At 59.1% G+C, this 19,724-nt stretch carries 16 protein-coding genes and 1 tRNA gene; 10 read left to right on the top strand and 7 right to left on the bottom strand.

All coding sequences use genetic code 11. From position 1 onward, the window contains the following. Positions 1 to 73 precede the first annotated feature (73 nt). Entirely contained in the window at positions 74 to 2,794 is a 2,721-nt protein-coding gene (gene secA, locus PY649_RS30710) for a preprotein translocase subunit SecA (protein ID WP_285872681.1), read from the top strand. Positions 2,795 to 3,029: 235 nt separating this feature from the next. Here the strand turns inward: secA and PY649_RS30705 are convergent, their stop codons facing one another. Further along, complete coding sequence (locus PY649_RS30705) at positions 3,030 to 4,139, bottom strand: sulfite oxidase (RefSeq protein WP_285872680.1); 1,110 nt, start codon at positions 4,137 to 4,139, stop codon at positions 3,030 to 3,032. A gap of 362 nt (positions 4,140 to 4,501) precedes the next feature. Then, complete coding sequence (locus PY649_RS30700; RefSeq protein WP_285872679.1) at positions 4,502 to 5,134, bottom strand: glutathione S-transferase family protein; 633 nt, start codon at positions 5,132 to 5,134, stop codon at positions 4,502 to 4,504. A gap of 193 nt (positions 5,135 to 5,327) precedes the next feature. Here PY649_RS30700 and PY649_RS30695 point away from each other — a divergent pair, with 193 nt between their 5' ends. Together PY649_RS30695 and PY649_RS30690 are read left to right on the top strand one after the other, a co-directional pair. Further along, a complete protein-coding gene (locus PY649_RS30695; RefSeq protein ID WP_285872678.1) occupies positions 5,328 to 6,743 on the top strand; it encodes an oligosaccharide flippase family protein in 1,416 nt (471 codons plus the stop codon). A 2-nt stretch (positions 6,744 to 6,745) separates the two neighbouring features. Then, on the top strand, positions 6,746 to 8,017 hold the full coding sequence (locus PY649_RS30690; protein WP_285872677.1) for a GNAT family N-acetyltransferase: 1,272 nt from the start codon (positions 6,746 to 6,748) through the stop codon (positions 8,015 to 8,017). A 74-nt stretch (positions 8,018 to 8,091) separates the two neighbouring features. Here PY649_RS30690 and PY649_RS30685 read toward each other — a convergent pair whose 3' ends face one another. Together PY649_RS30685 and PY649_RS30680 are read right to left on the bottom strand one after the other, a co-directional pair. Further along, positions 8,092 to 8,943 (bottom strand): LssY C-terminal domain-containing protein, encoded by an 852-nt coding sequence (locus tag PY649_RS30685; protein ID WP_285872676.1) that lies wholly within the window; start codon positions 8,941 to 8,943, stop codon positions 8,092 to 8,094. Between the two features lie 234 nt (positions 8,944 to 9,177). Then, entirely contained in the window at positions 9,178 to 10,824 is a 1,647-nt protein-coding gene (locus PY649_RS30680) for an AMP-binding protein (RefSeq protein ID WP_285872675.1), read from the bottom strand. A 260-nt stretch (positions 10,825 to 11,084) separates the two neighbouring features. Between PY649_RS30680 and PY649_RS30675 the strand changes: the two genes are divergently transcribed. Then, the gene (locus PY649_RS30675; RefSeq protein WP_285872674.1) at positions 11,085 to 12,065 is read left to right on the top strand and encodes an aldo/keto reductase; all 981 of its coding nucleotides are present in this window, start codon (positions 11,085 to 11,087) and stop codon (positions 12,063 to 12,065) included. 74 nt (positions 12,066 to 12,139) lie between these two features. Here the strand turns inward: PY649_RS30675 and PY649_RS30670 are convergent, their stop codons facing one another. Next, the gene (locus PY649_RS30670; protein ID WP_285872673.1) at positions 12,140 to 13,816 is read right to left on the bottom strand and encodes an arylsulfatase; all 1,677 of its coding nucleotides are present in this window, start codon (positions 13,814 to 13,816) and stop codon (positions 12,140 to 12,142) included. A 360-nt stretch (positions 13,817 to 14,176) separates the two neighbouring features. On the opposite strand from PY649_RS30670, the gene PY649_RS30665 reads away from it, so the two are divergent. Next, entirely contained in the window at positions 14,177 to 14,971 is a 795-nt protein-coding gene (locus tag PY649_RS30665; protein ID WP_285872672.1) for a class I SAM-dependent methyltransferase, read from the top strand. Positions 14,972 to 14,983: 12 nt separating this feature from the next. Here PY649_RS30665 and PY649_RS30660 read toward each other — a convergent pair whose 3' ends face one another. Further along, the gene (locus PY649_RS30660) at positions 14,984 to 15,553 is read right to left on the bottom strand and encodes a TetR/AcrR family transcriptional regulator (RefSeq protein ID WP_285872671.1); all 570 of its coding nucleotides are present in this window, start codon (positions 15,551 to 15,553) and stop codon (positions 14,984 to 14,986) included. A gap of 223 nt (positions 15,554 to 15,776) precedes the next feature. Between PY649_RS30660 and PY649_RS30655 the strand changes: the two genes are divergently transcribed. From PY649_RS30655 to PY649_RS30635, 5 genes are all read left to right on the top strand, one after another. Then, on the top strand, positions 15,777 to 17,075 hold the full coding sequence (locus PY649_RS30655; RefSeq protein WP_285872670.1) for an MFS transporter: 1,299 nt from the start codon (positions 15,777 to 15,779) through the stop codon (positions 17,073 to 17,075). Positions 17,076 to 17,214: 139 nt separating this feature from the next. After that, positions 17,215 to 17,299 (top strand) — tRNA-Leu (locus PY649_RS30650). Positions 17,300 to 17,476: 177 nt separating this feature from the next. Continuing rightward, entirely contained in the window at positions 17,477 to 18,262 is a 786-nt protein-coding gene (locus PY649_RS30645) for a hypothetical protein (protein WP_285872669.1), read from the top strand. Positions 18,263 to 18,488: 226 nt separating this feature from the next. After that, positions 18,489 to 18,824: a hypothetical protein gene (locus tag PY649_RS30640; protein ID WP_285872667.1), complete on the top strand. Its 336-nt coding sequence runs from the start codon at positions 18,489 to 18,491 to the stop codon at positions 18,822 to 18,824. Further along, positions 18,817 to 19,389, top strand: a complete 573-nt coding sequence (locus PY649_RS30635; RefSeq protein ID WP_285872666.1) for a hypothetical protein — start codon at positions 18,817 to 18,819, stop codon at positions 19,387 to 19,389. The genes PY649_RS30640 and PY649_RS30635 overlap by 8 nt, the downstream gene beginning before the upstream one ends. A 2-nt stretch (positions 19,390 to 19,391) precedes the next feature. Here the strand turns inward: PY649_RS30635 and PY649_RS30630 are convergent. Next, a partial coding sequence (locus PY649_RS30630) for a tyrosine-type recombinase/integrase (protein WP_285872665.1) occupies positions 19,392 to 19,724 on the bottom strand: 333 nt, incomplete at its 5' end.

The following is a 19,724-nucleotide window of genomic DNA, read 5'->3' as shown; positions in this document are numbered from 1 at the left end:
GCTAAACTCCCGATTTTTTCGGAGATGGATAAAGCAGAGACGACAGGATGAAATCTCAGAAAGGACCAGTCATATGGTCAGCCTAGGTGGAATTGCCCGAAAGTTGTTTGGCTCGTCCAACGACCGCCGCGTCAAGTCATTCCAGCCGAATGTCGTTGCGATCAACGCTCTCGAAGAGCAGATGCGCGCTTTGTCTGACGAAGCATTGGCCGCCAAGACGGTCGAATTCCGCCAGCAGCTCGCCGATGGCAAGACGCTAGACGATCTCCTTGTCCCCGCTTTCGCCGTGGTGCGCGAGGCCTCGCGGCGTGTACTCGGCATGCGACCTTTTGACGTACAGCTCATTGGCGGCATGATCCTGCATTCGAATGCCATCTCCGAAATGAAGACCGGCGAAGGCAAGACGCTGGTTGCAACCTTGCCCGTCTATCTGAACGCCCTTGCCGGCAAGGGCGTTCACGTCGTCACCGTCAACGACTACCTGGCGCAGCGCGACAGCGGCCATATGGGCCGCATCTACGGCTTCCTCGGCATGACCACCGGCGTCATCATCCACGGCCTGTCGGATGAAGAACGCCGCGAAGCCTACGCCTGCGACGTCACGTATGGCACCAATAACGAACTCGGCTTCGACTACCTACGCGACAATATGAAATACGACCACGGCCAGATGGTACAGCGCGGTCACAATTTCGCGATTGTCGACGAAGTGGACTCGATTCTTATCGACGAAGCGCGGACGCCGCTAATCATTTCCGGGCCGCTCGACGACCGCTCCGATCTTTATACCACGATCGATGCCTTCATTCCGCGCCTGTCGAAGGACGACTACGAGATCGACGAGAAGCAGCGCTCGGCCAACTTCTCCGAAGACGGCACCGAAAAGCTCGAAAAAATGCTGCGCGATGCCGGTCTGCTGAAGGGTGAATCGCTCTATGACATAGAAAACGTCGCGATCGTCCACCACATCAACAACGCTCTGAAGGCCCACAAGCTTTTCCAGCGCGACAAGGACTATATCGTCCGCAATGGCGAAGTCGTCATCATCGATGAGTTCACCGGCCGCATGATGCCGGGCCGCCGCTATTCGGACGGCCAGCATCAGGCTCTGGAAGCCAAGGAACACGTGCAGATCCAGCCGGAAAACCAGACGCTGGCGCAAATCACCTTCCAGAACTACTTCCGCATGTACGGCAAGCTCGCCGGCATGACCGGCACGGCGTCGACGGAAGCGGAAGAATTCGGCAATATCTACGGCCTCGACGTGGTTGAAGTGCCGACCAACCTGCCGATCCAGCGTATCGACGAGGACGACGAGGTCTACCGCACCCACGACGAGAAGTATAAGGCGATCATCGCCGAGATTCTGGACGCCCATAAGCGCGGCCAGCCGGTGCTTGTCGGCACGACCTCGATCGAAAAGTCGGAGTTTCTCGCCGACCGCATGCGCAAGCAGGGCTTCAGCAACTTCCAGGTTCTGAACGCACGCTATCACGAACAGGAAGCCTATATCGTCGCCCAGGCCGGTGTTCCCGGCGCCGTGACGATCGCCACCAACATGGCCGGCCGCGGCACGGACATCCAGCTCGGCGGCAACCTCGAAATGCGCGTCGAACGCGACCTGAACGAGATGGAGCCCGGCTCCGAGCGCGACGCGGCGATCGCGGGGATTGCCGAGGAGATCCAGAAGCTCAAGCAGCAGGCGCTTACCGCCGGCGGCCTCTACGTCATCGCCACGGAGCGGCATGAAAGCCGCCGCATCGACAACCAGCTGCGCGGCCGTTCGGGCCGTCAGGGCGACCCCGGGCGCTCGAAATTCTACCTGTCGCTCCAGGACGACCTGATGCGCATCTTCGGCTCCGATCGTATGGACGGCATGCTGCAGAAGCTCGGGCTCAAGGAAGGCGAAGCGATCGTCCATCCCTGGATCAACAAGGCGCTGGAACGCGCCCAGAAGAAGGTCGAAGCCCGCAACTTCGATATCCGCAAGAACGTTCTGAAGTACGACGACGTGCTGAACGATCAGCGCAAGGTCATTTTCGAACAGCGCGTCGAACTGATGGATGCAACGGATCTTTCCGAAACCGTCGGCGACATGCGCCACGAGGTCATCGAAGATCTGGTTTCCAAGCATATCCCCGAACGAGCTTATGCCGAGCAGTGGGATGCCGACGGCTTGAAGGCTGCCATCGCCAACTTCTTCGATTTGGACATGCCCGTGCATGACTGGGTCAAGGAAGAAGGTATCGCCGAAGACGATATCCGCTCCCGCCTGACGGAAGCCGCCGACAAGGCAGCCGCGGAAAAGGCCGAGCGCTTCGGCCCTGAAATCATGACCTATGTCGAGCGCTCCATCGTGCTGCAGACGCTGGATAATCTGTGGCGCGAGCATATCGTCAACCTCGACCATCTGCGCTCCGTCATCGGTTTCCGCGGTTATGCCCAGCGTGATCCGCTGCAGGAATACAAGGCCGAGGCCTTCGAGCTCTTCCAGTCGCTGTTGAACAATCTGCGCCAGGCCGTCACCGGTCAGTTGTCGCGCGTGGAACTGGTGCAGCAGCCAGCCGAGCCGCAGGCGCTGCCGATGCAGGCACGCCATATCGACGCCACCACTGGTGAAGACGAATTCGCACCGCTCAGCCTCGTCAACGAAAACGTCGTTGCCCCGGAAAACCGCGATCCGCAAAACCCGGCAACCTGGGGCCGCATCGGTCGCAACGAAGCCTGCCCCTGCGGTTCCGGCAAGAAATACAAGCATTGCCATGGGGCCTTCGAGAGCAGCGAAGTCGTTTGAGGCTTCGCCTCCATCAGCCATGAAATGCCGCCTTCGGGCGGCATTTTTGCGTTCGTATGCAGCACGACGGCTTTCCGCCCGAAGAGGACATCAAGGTCGGATCAATCAAAGGCCGCTGTGCGCCTCCATAATGGTCATCGAGCCACATGTCGCTGTTGCTGCAAAGCGGACATGACGCAGTGACAACGCGGGTCTCAGTTGCGCCAAAAGCCGCCATTCCGCCCCATGCGGGTGATTAGATCACGAATTCCTCCTCGTACGTCTGCGGCTCGGGAACGACCGTAACCTCTACCGGAACGATCCAATTGGCCGCGTAGCTCTCGCAGTCGGAACGCGGGAGGTCGGGCTGCACGCACCCCGCCCCATCGATCGCGCGACATCGCAGTATATATCGCCCCACTTCCTCAGGGGTCCACATGTACTCCCACAAGCGCCATGCAAAGGGACGTTCTGTTTCGAGGAGCCTTCCCTCGCGCCAGCCCCTGCCATCTCCGGTGCAGACCTGCACCTGCCGGATAACAGCCTCTCCGCTCCAGGCGGCTCCGAAAATCCGATACGGTTGGCCGGCGATGAGATGCGCCCCCTGCACGGGACGCGCGATCTGCGCTTTGACCTCCATCTCCGCAAGGGGGACCAGCCTGGGTTCTCCGAGGCTGCGCTCCCAACGGAAATAGTCGCGCGCCTGCCAGTAGCCAAGGAACGGCTGCTCCACAACCGTGATATGCGTAATCCACTTGACCCAAGCCATGCCGAACCAGCCACCCACGACCGCGCGTAGCGGGTAGCCGTGATCGCGCGTCAACGGCTCCTCATTCATCGAATAGGCAAGGATCGTGCTGTGAGCGATGGCCTTCTCAAGCGGTAAACTGCGCGCAAAAGCGATGGGGCCGGGAGAAGCCGTTTTCTTGTTCGTGTCGACGACGCCGCTGTCGGCGCCTGCAAGCAGAACCTCACGTGCGGTTCGCTTAACGCCCGCCATTTCCAAAATCTCGCGCAGAAGAACACCTGTCCACGCGGCATTGCCGACGGCTCCATTCTGCCACTGCAACCCCTCCTTCGGCGGCACATAGTAGACGCGCCCGTTCCCTGCGCACTCGACGACGGCGGTCAAAGTCGTGCTCCGCATCGCCTTGATGCTGTCGAGGTCAAGTTCGATCGGCCGCTCCACCGCCCCGCCAACGCGCAGTCTCCAGTCTCGTGCATCGAGGTCCGGCGACGGGAAATGGTTTCGCACGAAGAACAGCTCGGTTGGGATCAGCCAATCGGAGAGCGACGCAAACGGAAACTCGATGTTCGGTGGGGATTTCTGTCGAACTATTAGACTGGGTTGCTCTGGTGTCGGCATCGTCCTCGTCTCCCCTTCCAAGAGCACAACGTTGGCACACGGTCTCGCGAATTCCGGTTCGATCACACCGCCCCTCGCAGTGCGTCTGTCGCGTTCCGCCTTCGGCGGCATTCTAGCACACATCGCACGTTCCTCGGATCGACCTCGAACGGCAGCAAAGGGCCGATCTCAGACCTTGACGGCAAGAACTCTCATGTCCGCTTTTCGTTTTGGGTGTCTAGCAGCGGACAGTCGGCCCTCGGCCCCAAGCCGGTCATCCGTCGCAGCGGAGCCGAAGTCCGCTATCAGCGCAAAAGCGTCATAAAGGGGCGGCGGCGATTGGCGCCAAGTTGCTACCGAATTCGGCATTTTTGTCTGCACGACTATCGGACGGCGGAATGTGGGTCGTCGCTGTATGGGTAGATGGGATAGCCGGAACCGATCACCTCCCGCACACGATCGAACCAGGCCACGAGCGCTGGGTAATCGGTCAGAACGAAGCCGCAATCCTCTGCCCGGTGGCTATAGGCGTAGACCGCGATATCTGCGATCGAAAACTCTTCGCCGGCAAGAAACGGCGTATCGCTGAGGCTACGCTCCAGCGCCGCGAAAGCCCGGACCGCGGCCGCGCGCTTGCCTGCAACCATGGCCTGATTAAGCTCGAGCCGTCCTGTCAACGTCCAGAAACGCAGCGAACCGATCACCGGTTCAACATGGTATTGCTCGAAGAACAGCCACTGCATGACCTTTGCACGTTGATAGCGATCCGCCGGGAGGAACGGCGTGCCCTCGGCGAGATAGGTAAGAATCGCATTTGATTCAGCAATCGTCCGCCCATCTTCCAATTCGAGAACAGGAATGCTGCCCGCCGGATTGAGATCGAGAAACGCGTCCGTGCGGCTCTCTCCCTCGAAAATCGACACCAAGTGGCTTTCGTATGGAATATCCAGCAGTCCGAAAAGGACCCTGGCCTTCCAGCCGTTCTGCGATGGCAAATAGTCATGAAGCGTCAGCATTAACAGCCCTCCCGAATTGACCAGACAATTCTGCACGCTGGCCTGCCCCGCGCCACCCGATTCCCGCGGAGGACATCGACGCACCAGCTCTTATCTATGAGGCTTTCCCACGTCCGCGGGAACTGATTCTTAACCCGCCTCTGCCAAGACTAACGTAAGGTTACGATCATGTTTTAAGTATTGCGTATCGATCATGGCAGTTTTTCAAACAGCAGAGAAAATGCTGCCTTCCGGGCTGCGGACTGTGCTGTCGCCATACCTGCGCAAATTTCGCCCTCTTTTGACCGACAATGATGAGAAAGCTGTCTCGCAGCGCATGGCTCTGGTCGCTTTCGCCATCCGCATTGCCGGCGCAGGCCTTGCCTTCGTCTCTCAGATCGTTCTCGCCCGCATGATGGGCAGGTTCGAATATGGCGTCTTCGTCTTTGTATGGGTGCTGATGATCCTGTTCGGCAACCTCGCCTGCCTCGGCTTCCCGACCGCCATTATCCGTTTCCTGCCGCAATATGCCGCAAGCGGCAATCATGATGCCATCCGCGGTGTGACGACCACTGCCCGCCGCTTCGTTCTGGCGGTCGCCGGCGGGTTGGCGCTGATCGGCATGGCGGCGCTCTATGCCTTCAGCGGCATGGTCGAAAACTATTACGTCATGCCGATCTTTCTCGGCCTGATCGCCGTACCCATGATCGCGCTCGGCGACGTATTGGACGGCACGGCGCGCGCCAATCACTGGCCGGTCATGGCGCTGAGCCCCACCTTCCTCATCCGCCCGACGCTGATCCTGCTGTTCATGCTGGCCGCGATCCTTTTCGGCGCCGCCCACAGCGCGGTGACGGCAATGGCGGCCGCACTTGCAGCCGCCTTCGTCACGGTGCTTTGCCAATATCTCGCGGTAACCTTCCGCCTGCGCCGTCACTATCCCAACGGTTCGAAAACGATCGAGTTCAACGCCTGGTTTGCCGTCGCTTTCCCGGTTTTTCTGGCCGAGGGCGTCGGTTATCTCCTGACCAATTCCGATGTCGTCGTGGTTGGCATTTTCCTCGATCCCACCGAGGTCGCCGTCTATTTCGCCGCTGCCAAGATCATGGCACTGGTGCATTTCGTCTATTTCGCCGTCAAGGCGGCCATCGGACCGCGCTTTGCCGCCATCATCGCCGAGAACGATCGGGAAAAACTCGCGGCCTTCGCCACGGAAGCTGCGCGCTGGACCTTCTTCCCGGCCCTCGCCGTCGGTCTGACAGTGGCCGCGGCGGGGCAATTCCTGCTTTCGCTGTTCGGCACCGCCTTTACCGAAGGCGAGGCCGTCATCGCCATCCTGCTTGCCGGCATTCTCGCCAAGGCGCTCGTCGGTCCGGCCGAGGTACTGTTGATGATGGCGGACCGGCAGATGCTCTGCGTCTACCTCTATGCCGCCGCGCTGGTCGCCAATGTCGGTCTCAACATCATGCTCATACCGCATTTTGGTATCGAGGGCGCGGCCATTGCCGTCGCCAGCGCCATGGTGATCGAGGCCGTGCTGCTGCATATCGCGGTCCGCCGCGCATTCGGCATCATACTCTTCGCCCTTATCCGCCGACCGATGACACCAGCAACGAATGGGGCACTCTGATCATGGCGCGCCCTCCTTTTACCGAAAGCACCGACAGCCAAGTGAACGCCCTGACGCATACGCTCGCCGCGCTGCATTTCGAACCGCCCAAGGCCGAGGCGCGTGTCGAGGTCGGTCGGAGAGGCCGCGAGCTCAGCCTCTATCCCGGCAAATTCGGCTACGAATTGCAGGACGAATTGGACTTCCTTTCCAATCGCGCCATGGAGCCGAATGTCTTCTTCTCCGGTCGTTTCCTGGCGCCCGCCATGCCACGGCTGGAAGATCGGCAGATCCGCCTCGCGCTGATGCGCGACGACAATGGCACTCGCAGCCGCATGCGCCTGCTGATGCCGTTTACCGTCGACAAGCCCGGCTTTGCGCTCGGTCCCTCGATCATCCGCGTCTGGTCGAATTCCTTCGGTCCGCTCGGCACGCCCCTTGTCGATGCCGAGGAGGCCGGCGAGACGCTCGACAATCTCTTCGAGGCACTGACCCGGCGTGAACTGCAGCTGCCGACGACACTGGTTCTGCCGGATATTAGGTTGAACGGCCGTTTCGCCCAGATGGCAAAGGCTGTCGCTATTGGCCGCAACCTACCTCTCACCGTTGCCAATCCCTACCAGCGGCCGATGCTCCACAGCAGCGAGGATGCGCTCGCCTATCTCAGGCGGACGATCTCGAACGCGCATCTGCGCGAAATGCGCCGCCAATGGCGCCTGTTGGAGAGCCATGGCGACGTCGTCTATACCGTCGCCCGCCAGCCGCGCGACATTCACCTGCGCATGGAAGAATTCCTGGCTCTGGAGGCGAGCGGCTGGAAGGGCAAGAAGCGCAGCGCGCTGGTCACCGATCGCCACCATGCGGCCTTCGCCCGCGAAGCTGTCTCCAACCTCGCCGCCGTCGATGCCGTGCGCATTCACACCATCGACCTGAACGGCAAGGCAATCGCCTCGATGATCGTGCTGATGATGGGTGGCGAGGCCTATACCTGGAAGACTGCTTATAACGAGGATTACGCCCGCTATTCGCCGGGCAAGCTGCTGATGGGCGAGCTGACTGAGTGGCATCTCGACGACGCCAATATCGTCCGCTCCGATTCCTGCGCCATGCCGGATCATCCGATCATGAGCCGCTTCTGGCAGGAGCGCGAAGACATGGGCACGCTGGTGATCGGCCTGACTCAAAATGGCGACCGCGACGCCCGACAGGTGGCAACGCAACTGCATATGTACCGCAGCACCCGCAACATGGCGAAGCTGCTGCGCCAGAAAATACTGTCGCTTACGAAGCGCTAAAGCATTTCACGGAATTGCTTTGCTTTTTCGCGATTCCGGACGGAAAACCGCTTCGCACTTTTCCTGGAATTGCTTTAAAGCGCAGCGTGATCGTCACCCGTTGCACCAACAGTCAAGCTGGCAAACGCGATCTCACCATCGGTAATGTAGTGGTTAACCTTCCCCGTCATCAACCGTGAACCAGCCGGGTGCCACGCGACGTCCCTGATTACGCACTTTGCTTTTAGCTCATTGACTATGTAGTCGCGCTCGGCGTTCGTATCCGAATCGGTAGCATGTGTAACTTGGAACGTTAGCCAAGTCAGAGAAAGCCCGGTATCTCTCGTGCCCGCCCCAACCCATAATGCGCGCTCGCCGGGCGAGGGCCTGTCTGTGTTCAACCAGAAGCTCGCCGCGCTCATGTCGTCTTCGGAATGGGCGAGACCAAGGGCCCAGAAACGGATGTGATGGCGCTTGCGGGGGCTATCGTCAATGGGTTCTTGAAATCCTATGTCTTGCCGTCGCCCAAAAAGATAGAAAGTGCTGAAAGGCGCGGTGGGATAGGCAGAGTTCATCAGAAATGCTCGTATCATTCGCAACGAGCTTGCGATCCCCAAACGGTCAGACGTAGACCAGCCCGCCGTTGCAAAGGCCTCGCGGAGTTGTTGAAGAGTGCCGACGAGGACGAAATTTACAGGATCGCCGGGCAAACCATCGGCCGCGATCGTGTATCTAGGGATAAGCCCCCGATGAAGAACCTTAAGGGACAGTCGAACCACGTTCGGCAGAATGACGTAAGCAGCCAAGCCATATGTAAGGCACGCCGCAAGAATCCATGGAAGTCTGTGATCCGCAGTATCGAAAATAACGAAGACTATCAGCCAAACGCTAAGTATACCCAGACAAAAAACTAGGAACCTCTGGAAAAGGCGCGTCAGCAATCTCACAACACTTCCCCCGTCTAGCGTCTGATGAACTCGCCCTCGCTCTTCGTCACGGGGAATTTTACACCGAGAATATCCAAATGGCAGCGCCGTCGTCTTAGTTGTGGGCAATTTTTGCCGCGCAGTCGCGTAATGACTCACGAGACCTGCGGAGTCATGTGGCGCTTGCCCCATAATGCCGCACTTTCGCACGACATGCTTTGAGCCGCGCGTTCAAACGCCTATACAAGGCAAACCCTAGTCGTTCCGCCCCTGAGCCTCGGCGATCGCACGCTCGCGTAGCAGGCGGCGGATCACTTTGCCTGAAGTGGTCAGCGGCAGCTCGTCGACGAACTCGATCTCGCGCGGATATTCATGCATGGAAAGCCGCGTCTTCACCCAGTCGCGGATCTCGGCCTCCAGCGCATCGCTCGGCTCACGGTCGGGAACGAGAACCACATAGGCCTTGACGATTTCGGTGCGCACCGCATCCGGCTTGCCGACGGCCGCCGCCAGCTGCACGGCCGGATGGCCGCCGAGGCAGTCCTCGATCTCGCTCGGGCCGATGCGATAGCCTGAGGAGGTGATGACATCATCGTCACGGCCGATAAAGGAAATGTAGCCATCCGCATCCTGCCGCCCGAGATCGCCGGTCAGCAGCCAGTCGCCGGCAAATTTGGCCTCTGTCGCCTCCTCATTGCGCCAATAGCCGAGGAACATCACCGGATCGGGCCGCTGGATGGCGATTTGCCCGCTCTCGCCCACCGGCATCTCCCTGCCATCCGCATCGACGATCGCGACGCGATGGCCGGGTACCGGCTTGCCGGTCGCGCCGCCGCGGCTGACGCCGAAGGCTGCGCTGGAGGACAAAACGAAATTGCACTCGGTCTGCCCGAAAAACTCGTTGACGGTGATCCCTAGGGCGGAACGCGCCCATTCATAGGTCTCGCGCCCGAGCGCCTCACCCGCCGATCCGATGGTGCGCAGTTTGAGATCATAGAGCGATCGAGGATTGTCCACCGACTTCAACAGCCGGAGCGCCGTCGGCGGAATGAAGGCATTGCGCACGCCCATCTCGGCCATGATGCGGAAAGCCATATGCGCATCGAATTTTTGCGCCGGCGAGGAGACAACGGGCACGCCAAGCATCAGGCTCGGTAGCAAGGCGTTCAGAAGCCCGCCGGCCCAGGCCCAGTCCGATGGCGTCCAGAGCTTGTCGCTCGCCTGCGGAAAGCCCTCATGGGCGAACTGCATGCCCGGAATATGGCCAGGAAGTACGCGATGGCCATGCAGCGCGCCCTTCGGCGGCCCGGTCGTGCCCGAGGTGAAAATCATCAGCGCCGGATCGTCCGGCCCGGTATCGAGCGCTTCGAACAGCGGTGGATGGGCTGCCACGAGCTCGGCAAAGCCAGCCACGCCCTGCTCGCTGCCATCGATGCTGATCACATGCGCCAGTTCCTGCAGGCGATCGCGGATCGGGCGCAGCCGCCTGAGGCCGAATTGATTGGTGACGATCGCCGAGCTTCCCGAATTCGCCAGCCGGTACTCCAGTGCTTCAGCACCGAACAGCAGCGCCAGCGGCAGGGCGATCGCTCCCATCTTGTAGATGGCCACATGCGCGATGACGGTCTCGAAACTCTGCGGCAGAAGCAGCGCAACCCGATCGCCCGACCGCACACCAAGAGCCGTCAACGCGGTGGCGAAGGCTGCGGACCGATCGCGAAGCTCTCCATAGGTCATCCGCAGATGATCGCCGTCAGGACTGAAATGCTCGAGGCAGACCCGATCCGGCTCCCGTTCGGCCCAGTCATCGCATACAGCGCGCCCGATGTTGAATTTCGCCGGAATCTCCCAGCGAAAATCGCGGTAGAGGGCCTCATAAGTGTCGCGCGGGGGCAGTTTCATACCAAATTCCAGGAAAAATGCTGCGGCGCAGCTAACACCGGTGGCGCCACTGGTTCAAGGAAACAATAGCAGTATTCGCCTCCGCGCTGGCGGAAATCGCCATCTTTGTTTAGCGCCGCTTCAAAGCCTATTGCGAATTATTGAGCTAATCGGTGAAGCTGCGCTCCGCTACTCTATATTTGATCATGTACCTACTCTGCCTCCGATCCGGCGGCGGAGCGCTGCCGTGTCGGACCCCTAGAACAAGATGGAGACTATCGATGGAATACACCAAGCTTGGCAAAACCGGCCTTGAAGTGTCCCGCATCTGCCTGGGCTGCATGACCTATGGCGACCCCAACAAGGGCACGCATGCCTGGTCGCTGACGGAAGAAAACAGCCGCCCGCTGCTCAAGCAGGCGATCGAAGCCGGGATCAACTTCCTCGATACGGCGAACACCTATTCCAACGGCTCGTCTGAGGAAATCGTCGGCCGGGCCATCAAGGATTTCGCCCGCCGCGAGGACATCGTGCTCGCCACCAAGGTGTTCAACCGGATGCGTCCCGGCCCCAACGGCGCCGGCCTGTCGCGCAAGGCTATCTTCGATGAGATCGACAATAGCCTGCGCCGTCTCGGCACGGATTACGTCGATCTCTATCAGATCCACCGCTGGGACTACACGACGCCGATCGAGGAAACGCTGGAAGCGCTGCATGACATCGTCAAGGCCGGCAAGGCCCGCTACATCGGCGCCTCCTCGATGTATTCATGGCAATTCGCGAAGGCGATCTATATCTCGCGCCTCAACGGCTGGACCGAGTTCGTCAGCATGCAGAACCACCTGAACCTGCTCTATCGCGAAGAAGAACGCGAAATGCTGCCCTTCTGCGAAGACCAGAAGATCGCCGTCATTCCCTGGAGCCCACTTGCCCGCGGCCGCCTCACCCGCGACTGGGACGAGGCCACGGCGCGTTCGGAAACCGACGAGTTCGGCAAGACGCTATACACCCAGGCGATCGAAGCCGACCGCAAGGTCGTCGAAGCCGTCGGCACCATCGCCAAGGCTCGCGGTGTCGCCCGCGCCCAGGTTGCCACCGCCTGGATCCTGCAGAAGAGCGCCGTCACCGCACCGATCATTGGCGCCTCCAAGTCCGGCCACATCAAAGACGCCGTTGCCGCCCTGTCGGTCAAGCTGACGCCGGAAGAGATCGATGCATTGGAATCGCCCTATATCCCGCACGGGGTTGCCGGGTTTAAGTAAGTATCCCGGACGGATCGGGCGCGCATGCCGTTGCGCGCCTGACCCAGATAACCAGACTGGGAATGAGGTCGGCTCTATTGCGGCATCAAGCTTTCCAGTTCGTTGAGCCGCTTCATGGCTGCCTCCTGCCGTAGCATTCCGTAGTTGATCCCTCCCGCATTGAGGGAGCTGCCGGCTTGAGAGGGGAACTGATCGAAATCGGCGAAGAACTCCTTGATCTTCCCTTGAATCGGCACGAGCAACCAGATGTTTCGCGCCAGAAATTCGATCGCTCCGCCTCCCTCGTCGAGCCCTCGTTCGTAAGGGTCCATCCGCAGATTGGCGATAAGCGCCCAGGCAGGCGTCTCGCGTACGCCGGTTGCGATATTCCCGTGCGCCACCGCGAAACTCAGCTTCCAGTCATTCCACCTGATGGCGTTGAGATTTCCGCCCTGATCGAAATAGTAGACCGTATCCCTCGGCGTCTTCTCCGCATCGCCTTTCAGGAGGGACGTCAGATCGTAGCCGTCGAGATGAACCTTGAAGTTCTTCGCCCCGGCGGAGAAGCCGGTCTTCATCTTTTCCTTGATGTCGGGAACGCCCGCTGCCGCTGTCAAAGTAGGCATCCAGTCCATGAGCGTCACGATGTCGTTGATCTGCGTCCCGGGCTTCACGACGCCTGGCCAGCGCACCATCATCGGAATGCGAAAACCGCCCTCCCATGTCGTGCCCTTCTCGCCGTGGAACGGGGTCATGGCACCATCCGGCCACAAGGCGATCTCGGCGCCGTTGTCGGTGGTGTAAAGCACGATGGTATTGTCGGCAATGCCGAGATCGTCGAGTTGCTTGAGCAGTTCGCCGACCATGCCGTCATGCTCAACCATGCCGTCCGCATGGATGCCCTTGCCGGTCTTACCCAGCGATTCCTTCTTGAGGTGAGTGAAAACGTGCATGCGGGTTGAGTTGAACCACACGAAAAACGGCGTATCGGCCTTGTGCTGGCGATCGATGAAGTCCTTCGCTGCGGAAAGGAATTCCTCGTCGATTGTTTCCATGCGCTTTATGGTGAGCGGGCCGGTGTCCTCGATCTTGCCGTCGGCCTTGGAGTGGATCACACCGCGGGGACCGAACCTCTTCCGAAACTCCGGATCCTTCGGATAGAAATAACCCTCGGGTTCTTCCTCCGCATTGAGGTGATAAAGGTTTCCGAAGAACTCGTCGAAACCGTGATTGGTCGGCAAGTGTTCGTCATGGTCGCCAAGATGGTTCTTGCCGAACTGACCCGTCGCGTAGCCCTGGGTTTTCAAGACGTCGGCGATCGTCGGCATCCAGTCCTGAATGCCATGCGGATCGCCGGGCATGCCGATCGTCAGCAGGCCGGTGCGGAAAGGTTCCTGGCCGAGAATGAACGACGCGCGCCCGGCCGTACAGCTCTGTTGACCGTATGAATCCGTGAATATCGCCCCTTCGGCGGCGATCCGATCGATATTGGGCGTGCGGTAGCCCATGAGCCCCATGGTATAGGCGCTGATCTGCGGAACGCCGATATCATCGCCAAAGATGACTAGGATGTTCGGCTTCTTGCCCGACGGTGCAGCCGTCTGGTTGTTTGCGGGTGCTGCTGCCTGCGCGTTGGCCGTTGTGGAGCCGACCATGTTCGCAACCGTGACTACACCGGCGGCAAGAGCTGTCGATCCGACGAGCAGATTGCGTCGCGTGATGCTGCTGAGGTCGATGGATGATGCTTTATTGCGGTCGTCGTCGTAAGCCATTTGGGGTGTCTCCCGTCGAACGTTGAGCTAAGGCAATATCGCGCCGTGCCGAGCGCACCGCGGCAACTCCATCGGGACACAATGACCGCAAGCGTGTAAGTACGTTACGGTAAAGTTGGCCGTAAAATCGTAGGATGTAATTTATGAGCGCCGGCTCTGGCCGCAGCGCGACACTTTGGGCAGCAGCCTGTATTCCATTACGCAGATCCGTATGCACCAACCCTGGCTTTTGCTGTGGCGTTGCGTCGCAGAGAATGTCGAAGCCTTTGAATCCATTGGGAATGGCGCAAGAGATATTTCACGAACAGGTCACAGTTGAGTCTTAACTGATTGAGGCCCCTACCCCCAAGGATAACACCCATGATCACAGTCCCCTTCGAAGCGCGGCGTTTCCAGTCCACCGCGGCTTACTACCTGCGTTACCGCATTCCTTATCCGGATACGCTCATCGCCCGCGTTGCCGAGCGAAGCGGCCTGAAGGCCGGCGATCATGTGCTTGACCTCGGCTGCGGCCCCGGCCAGCTCGGCATCGCATTTGCGCGCCTTGAAGGCGCCGCCGTTACCGCCATGGACCCGGAGCCGGAAATGCTGACCGCCGCCGAGGCCGGCGCCAAGGAAGCCGGTGTCGAGATCACCGTCCGCCAGGGTTCGTCCTACGATCTCGGGCCGGATATCGGCAAGCTGCATCTCTGCATCATGGGCCGCTCCTTCCACTGGATGGATCGCCCGGCCACACTCGCCGCCCTCGACACGCTGATCGAGCCGGGCGGGGCAGTCGTGCTGTTCCATGACAAACAGGTGCTGACGAGCCCGGATTGGCGCAGCATCGTCGAAAAGCTGGCGGAGACCTTTTCGCCCGAGCGCCATGAGGAGCGCCTGCTGCGCAAGAGCAAGGCGTGGGCGCCGCATGAGGCCATGCTGCTCGCCTCGCCCTTCCGCAATCTCGAGCGCATCGGCATCGTCAGCGAATATCAAAGGGATATCGAGGATATCGTCGGCCGGGTTTTCTCGATGTCCTCCACCTCGCCGCAGGCGCTCGGAGACAAGCTGGCCGATTTCGAGGCGGCGTTGCGCGCCGAGCTGCTGGAAGTCGCCCCCGACGGCAAGTTCACCGAAATCGTGGAATCGGCCGGCCTGCTTGCCTTCCGCAGCTGATCGAACCGGCCTTTAACGCGACGCAAGCTCCTGCCGGGTTGCCGCCAGGAGCTCCTCGGAAAGCGCTGGAGTATCCAGGGCGCGGGCGAGAATGACCGCGCCGACCATGGTGGAGAGATCGGCAAGCGCCTTGCGCCGCCGCTCCTCCCGCGTTTCACCGGGCGTGATCTCTTCGAGGATTGCCGCCATTCCCATCAGGCCATTGGTGAAGGTGGACTGCATTTCAGGGCCATAGCGGCTGACCTCCTGTGTCAGCGCCGCGAAGACGCAGCCGGTGCCGTGCTCGACGACATTGCGGTGCGAGAGATAATGCGCGAGCAATGCGTCGCGCGGTGCCTCCGGCGCCCCCTCGACCACCCCCTGCCAACGCTCCTGCGCGTGCGCGACCAGCGCCTTGCTGGCTTCGCAAGCCAGCTCGTCCTTCGATTCGAAATGGCCGTAGAAGCCGCCATGCGTCAGCCCGGCCGCCTTCATGATGTCGGCGACACCAATGCCGTCGAAACCCCTTTCGCGGAAGAGCTCCCCCGCTACGGCGAGGATCTTCTCTCGATTCTCGGCGAATTTTTCCCGGCTCACTCTCATCAAAAAACTCCATCAGAGCTTCAAGAAAACTGTATTGACAATTTATATGATAGCCATCATCAATAAGCAACAAATATGATGACGATCATCTAAATTCATATACAGCTACTTTGCACAATCGTTCAAGCCGGGAGAGAAGCGTTGCGATACAGCTATTCTGACAACAGTCCCGCCCCAATCCGGCCCCAGCGCTGAAACACGAACCCTCATCGGAACGCACCTCATGGTTTCCACAGTCCTTGCTTCGACGCTTGCCCGGCGCAACATCCACTATGGATGGGTCGTCGTCGGCGCCACCTTTCTGACCATGCTGGTCACCGCCGGCGCCATGGGCGCCCCCGGCGTGCTCATCAAGCCGCTGGAAGACGAGTTCGGCTGGAGCACCTCATCCATCTCCTCCGCACTTGCCGTTCGCCTGCTGCTGTTCGGCCTGATGGGTCCCTTCGCCGCCGCGTTCATGAATCATTTCGGGGTCCGCAAGGTCATCGTCTTCGCGCTGATCACCATCAGCGTCGGGTTCATCGGCTCACTGTTCATGACGCAAGTCTGGCAGCTGCTGCTCTGCTGGGGCATCATTATCGGCTTCGGCACCGGCCTCACCGCCATGGTGTTGGCCGCCACGGTGTCGACGCGCTGGTTCACCAAGCATCGCGGCCTCGTCGTTGGCATGCTCTCGGCAAGCTCGGCCACCGGCCAGCTCGTCTTCCTGCCGCTGATGGCGGAGCTGACGGAACGCTACGGCTGGCGCACGACCGTTCTCTTCGTCTGCGGCATGATCGTCGTCGCAGCCCTTGTCGTGCTGCTGCTGATGCGCGACCGTCCGGCCGACGTCAATCTGCCGCTCGTCGGTGAAATCCATGTCGCGCCAACGCCGCCCGCCACCAAGAACCTCAAGGCAGCCCTAGCCTCGCCCCTCGTCATCCTGAGAGAAGCGTCCGCAAGTTCCACCTTCTGGATCCTGGCCGCCACCTTCTTCATCTGCGGCCTTTCGACCAACGGCCTGATCCAGACGCATTTCGTCACGCTCTGCGGCGATTTCGGCATCGTTCCGGTGGCCGCCGCCAGCGTGCTCGCCGTCATGGGCATCTTCGATTTCTTCGGCACGATCGGCTCCGGCTGGCTATCCGACCGCTTCGACAATCGCTGGCTGCTCTTCTGGTATTACGGTCTGCGCGGCCTGTCGCTCGTCTACCTGCCCTTCAGCAATTTCACCTTCTACGGCCTGTCGATCTTCGCCGTCTTCTATGGCCTCGACTGGATTGCCACCGTACCGCCGACCGTCAAGATCGCCGCCGACCGCTTTGGCCGCGAAAAAGCCGGCCTCGTCTTCGGCTGGGTCTTCGCCGCCCACCAGCTCGGCGCCGCCACAGCAGCCTATGGCGCCGGCCTGTCGCGCACTGAACTCAGCACCTACTTACCCGCCTTCTTCATCGCCGGTGCTTTCTGCGTGCTCGCCGCAGTCCTGGCGTTGACGATCAGCCGGTCCGGCTCGACGGATAAGGCGCCGGCAATGGCGCACTGAGGCCAATCAAAAGGCCCATGGGGTCAATCTGTCGCCATGGGCCAAACCACAACCCTGCGGAAACACTCGCAATAACTCATCCACCGACTTGCGCGCGCGGGCGATCACATGTTAGACACCCGCCTCGTCAGGATCCGTTGCCCCATTGGCGGAATTGGTAGACGCGCTCGACTCAAAATCGAGTTTCGAAAGAAGTGCTGGTTCGACTCCGGCATGGGGCACCATCGACATCAAGCACCATTGATATTATTGAGTTTTTTAAGGGCAATTGTCCCACGCCACTGAAGGCGTAAACTTGTGGGACAAAACGAGCCCTTCATTTGGCTTAAATGACGCAGGGGACATTGCTTTTTTAACGTTTCTTTTGCATGGATAAAGTCGGCAAAAATGGTATGCGTTAAATGGCTATCTGGCGATCTCAATCAGTGCAGTTTGTGTGGTTCTTGACTTCGGTAGAGAATATCCACGCCGCAACAATATTTCAAAAGGTGGCCGGGCAAAGCCCTGACAGCTCTCAGCAGAATCGCGTTCCAAGCCCATCCAATCCCTTTTTGAGCCTCGCCAGCGGGGTCGCTTATAACAGGGAGCTTCGCGTCCAGGTGCAGCCGGGTCGCGTCGACATCTTCGTCATGCCAGTTGATACATCTGACCCAGCTCCTGAGATTCCTTTCATTGACACGGCACTCGAAGTCAACACCTTAGTAGAGGCCATCACGACCAACGACATCGTCTGGCCTACAGCGATCCGCCAGGCGATCGTTGCAAACCTGTTTGAACCCGCCGAGAGCCAAGCCGAAGCAAGTAAGCTCTTTTTTGAGCGCGCCGGTCTGTCTTCTTTCGTTCCGGAAACGTCGGACGAGGTATTTCAAATAAACCGAAGAAAAAAGCTAACATCCGCGCCAGAAACACTGAATCGTCTTTTGCGTTTTGGCATCGCGACTTTTCAGGAATACATCGTCCAAGTTCAACCTAACGCCGGTCCCGCTGGTCCCGCAGTGCCCATGTCGGAGACGAAATTTGCCACGTCGTTGATTCTCGATCTCAATACCGTTGTAACTGGAAGACCTATTGCAACCGAGCACCAAATTCCCATTTTTAAGGAAATGGCGTTTGAGCTACTGCGCATCGCGAACATTGCTTCACCCCAAGCATTGACGGACGAAGAAAATGAACTACCGAATCGCTAAGAACAGATATCAGGTTCTGAATGGCCTACTCTCCGACGAAAGCTCGTCGCGCGAATTTTGGTCCCCATTGTTGAACGTGGTAGGATGGACCGAAAGCTCCACCGATAGCTCTTCAGAGCCCGCATCAAAATCATATGTAGTTTGGAACGGTAGAAATTCGTGGGATAGCGTCGATGAGGATGTTAGGGCGGTCAGATTCGCAGCGGTTCAAGAGGCGATCAAGCACATGGCTGATCTCCCCGCTGATAGTGATTTCCATGTTGATGAAGAAGCTGCGGTTCGCGCATCAAATCTCTTGGCAGTAATGTCTCACAATTTCGCAATTATTCCTCCGCGAGTAATGCCTCAGGATGCAGATTCGGTTGTATTTACATGGGATCATGGCAACTTAAAGCGTTACCTGACTGTTGATTCGAGTGATTTTGGTGTGATGGATTTGAATAAGTCCCAGCGAGTTCGTTGCGTCCATGACTTGGGCGGAACCGCAGATGCTTATACGAAACTCATTGAAATAATTGGTGCAGAACCCCTTTCCTCCACAAATACGGGCGGCAATGCTTGATATCTTTACGGTGTGCAGGGCGGCGCACTATCCAAAATTTTTGAGGTCGGGAGTATTCGACGAAGAAGCCCTTTTGCAGTTCGATAAAATGCAAGACGGAAGAACATATGCTATGTCCGTCGCATCTCGATTGATCTGCCGAACTGACGGGAATATTCACAAATATGGCCGCGATGCTGCGGACAAGAAGAACCAGAGGTTTGCCGCGGCCAAGGGGCGAGCGCCAACTCCGACGACTGAAGAGACTTACTATGTCGGATTTTATGAGTTCTCATACAACGAACTCATTTCGATCAAGATGGACTACTACTTCGTTGAGTGTCATTGGGAACCTGAGCACGGGCAAGTCTGTCACTATCAGGTCGAATTTCGGCGGACTCGGGATTCAGATGTTACTACGACTACCAAGATCGGTCTGCAGCAAGATCGCCAAGCGGCAACTAACGCAATTTTCAGTCTATTGCATGGGCCCGTCCGGTATATTGATGAACGGTACGAAGAGCTCAAAGACTGGCTTGAACAAATTGAGCTCAAGTCGGCATTGCCGATCGCGAGGGCAGCTTAGCTTCATCGGCCAGGGATGAGCTTATAGATTGCGCCTGCCGCAATTTTCTTGCGCCGGGCTTTCTTTGTATACCGAGTAGTCTGGTTCTTTGTCGTCCAGCCGAAAATTGCCATCAGCTCTTCGTCAGTCGCACCGTTCTCCGCCGCAATCGTCGCGCCGGCTTTGCGCAGGCCGTGAGTTGAGCAGTGGAACAGCTCCGCAGCGTTGCACCAATCCCGCATCTTGTTTCCCAAACCTGACCTTGCCCCGTTGAAATAATCCATTTTGAAGTAAGCTCTGGCCCATTGAGAGGACCAGGGAATGAAGCGCAACCGTTTCACGGACGAACAAATTAT

The organism is Rhizobium mayense (assembly GCF_030272705.1).
Lineage (GTDB): Bacteria > Pseudomonadota > Alphaproteobacteria > Rhizobiales > Rhizobiaceae > Rhizobium > Rhizobium mayense.
Note: the sequence above shows the minus strand (reverse complement) of the source record. Positions and strands in the feature narration are given on the sequence as shown.